Source organism: Alcaligenes nematophilus (assembly GCF_026344155.1).
GTDB lineage: Bacteria > Pseudomonadota > Gammaproteobacteria > Burkholderiales > Burkholderiaceae_B > Alcaligenes > Alcaligenes phenolicus.
In genome coordinates, this window is the sequence record NZ_JAPKMZ010000013.1 from 1 (window position 1) to 2,322 (window position 2,322).

General features: G+C 52.0%; 2 tRNA genes and 1 rRNA gene. All 3 read left to right on the top strand.

What is annotated here, in order from left to right:
* The first annotated feature begins 521 nt into the window (after positions 1-521).
* The 3 genes from OSH04_RS19630 to OSH04_RS19640 all read left to right on the top strand — a co-directional run bounded on the left by OSH04_RS19630 (position 522) and on the right by OSH04_RS19640 (position 2,315).
* Positions 522-2,058, top strand: a 16S ribosomal RNA gene (locus tag OSH04_RS19630).
* A 93-nt stretch (positions 2,059-2,151) separates the two neighbouring features.
* A tRNA-Ile gene (locus OSH04_RS19635) sits at positions 2,152-2,228 on the top strand.
* 11 nt (positions 2,229-2,239) lie between these two features.
* Positions 2,240-2,315 (top strand) — tRNA-Ala (locus tag OSH04_RS19640).
* The last annotated feature ends 7 nt before the right edge of the window (positions 2,316-2,322 follow it).

The following is a 2,322-nucleotide window of genomic DNA, read 5'->3' on the forward strand; positions in this document are numbered from 1 at the left end:
TGTGTTAAAGTTCTAGGTTCTGCTCCAGAGAACGCAACGTTAAGTTTTTAAGCGGTTTTGCAGGTTGAAACGGTTTTGAAAATTTACCCTTGTTTGTGAAGTTGGATGGTTAGCCTCACGGTTGATTGTTCAGTAGGTAGGAAAGAACGAAAGTTCTGGTTTAAGCGGGACGAGTTGGACGGTTTTAAAACTTTCTAGCTTCTTCAAAAAAACGCTTGACACACTGCCTGATCTGCTTCATAATCTCGTTTCTCTGCTGCTAACACAGCAAGGCACGAAGCGCTAAACGCGACGAGCCAGCCGGGTTAGTCAGTAGAACGACAGGCAACTGTCACTGCTCTTTAACAATTAACAGCCGATAAGTGTGGGCGCTTGGAATGAGCGAGTCGAACCCTTCGGGGATCGCCACAAGTTTGTATCAAGTGCTCACAAACGAAAGATGAAGAATTACCTTGTGTAACTCTGAATTTTTCTTTGAGACACAATCGGTCTCGTCGCAAGACGGGACAACCACAGAGATTAAACTGAAGAGTTTGATCCTGGCTCAGATTGAACGCTAGCGGGATGCTTTACACATGCAAGTCGAACGGCAGCGCGAGAGAGCTTGCTCTCTTGGCGGCGAGTGGCGGACGGGTGAGTAATATATCGGAACGTGCCCAGTAGCGGGGGATAACTACTCGAAAGAGTGGCTAATACCGCATACGCCCTACGGGGGAAAGGGGGGGATCGCAAGACCTCTCACTATTGGAGCGGCCGATATCGGATTAGCTAGTTGGTGGGGTAAAGGCTCACCAAGGCAACGATCCGTAGCTGGTTTGAGAGGACGACCAGCCACACTGGGACTGAGACACGGCCCAGACTCCTACGGGAGGCAGCAGTGGGGAATTTTGGACAATGGGGGAAACCCTGATCCAGCCATCCCGCGTGTATGATGAAGGCCTTCGGGTTGTAAAGTACTTTTGGCAGAGAAGAAAAGGTATCCCCTAATACGGGATACTGCTGACGGTATCTGCAGAATAAGCACCGGCTAACTACGTGCCAGCAGCCGCGGTAATACGTAGGGTGCAAGCGTTAATCGGAATTACTGGGCGTAAAGCGTGTGTAGGCGGTTCGGAAAGAAAGATGTGAAATCCCAGGGCTCAACCTTGGAACTGCATTTTTAACTGCCGAGCTAGAGTATGTCAGAGGGGGGTAGAATTCCACGTGTAGCAGTGAAATGCGTAGATATGTGGAGGAATACCGATGGCGAAGGCAGCCCCCTGGGATAATACTGACGCTCAGACACGAAAGCGTGGGGAGCAAACAGGATTAGATACCCTGGTAGTCCACGCCCTAAACGATGTCAACTAGCTGTTGGGGCCGTTAGGCCTTAGTAGCGCAGCTAACGCGTGAAGTTGACCGCCTGGGGAGTACGGTCGCAAGATTAAAACTCAAAGGAATTGACGGGGACCCGCACAAGCGGTGGATGATGTGGATTAATTCGATGCAACGCGAAAAACCTTACCTACCCTTGACATGTCTGGAAAGCCGAAGAGATTTGGCCGTGCTCGCAAGAGAACCGGAACACAGGTGCTGCATGGCTGTCGTCAGCTCGTGTCGTGAGATGTTGGGTTAAGTCCCGCAACGAGCGCAACCCTTGTCATTAGTTGCTACGCAAGAGCACTCTAATGAGACTGCCGGTGACAAACCGGAGGAAGGTGGGGATGACGTCAAGTCCTCATGGCCCTTATGGGTAGGGCTTCACACGTCATACAATGGTCGGGACAGAGGGTCGCCAACCCGCGAGGGGGAGCCAATCTCAGAAACCCGATCGTAGTCCGGATCGCAGTCTGCAACTCGACTGCGTGAAGTCGGAATCGCTAGTAATCGCGGATCAGAATGTCGCGGTGAATACGTTCCCGGGTCTTGTACACACCGCCCGTCACACCATGGGAGTGGGTTTCACCAGAAGTAGGTAGCCTAACCGTAAGGAGGGCGCTTACCACGGTGGGATTCATGACTGGGGTGAAGTCGTAACAAGGTAGCCGTATCGGAAGGTGCGGCTGGATCACCTCCTTTTAGAGCGAATGGCTCGCAAAGCGAAAGCGTCCACACTTATTGGCTGTTAGTTAATGTCATGACCATTGAAGGTATCGCCCACTGGTGATAGATGGGTCAGTAGCTCAGTCGGTTAGAGCACCGTCTTGATAAGGCGGGGGTCGTTGGTTCGATTCCAACTTGACCCACCAACGATTACCTCGGGGGATTAGCTCAGCTGGGAGAGCACCTGCTTTGCAAGCAGGGGGTCGTCGGTTCGATCCCGTCATCCTCCACCACCGCTTT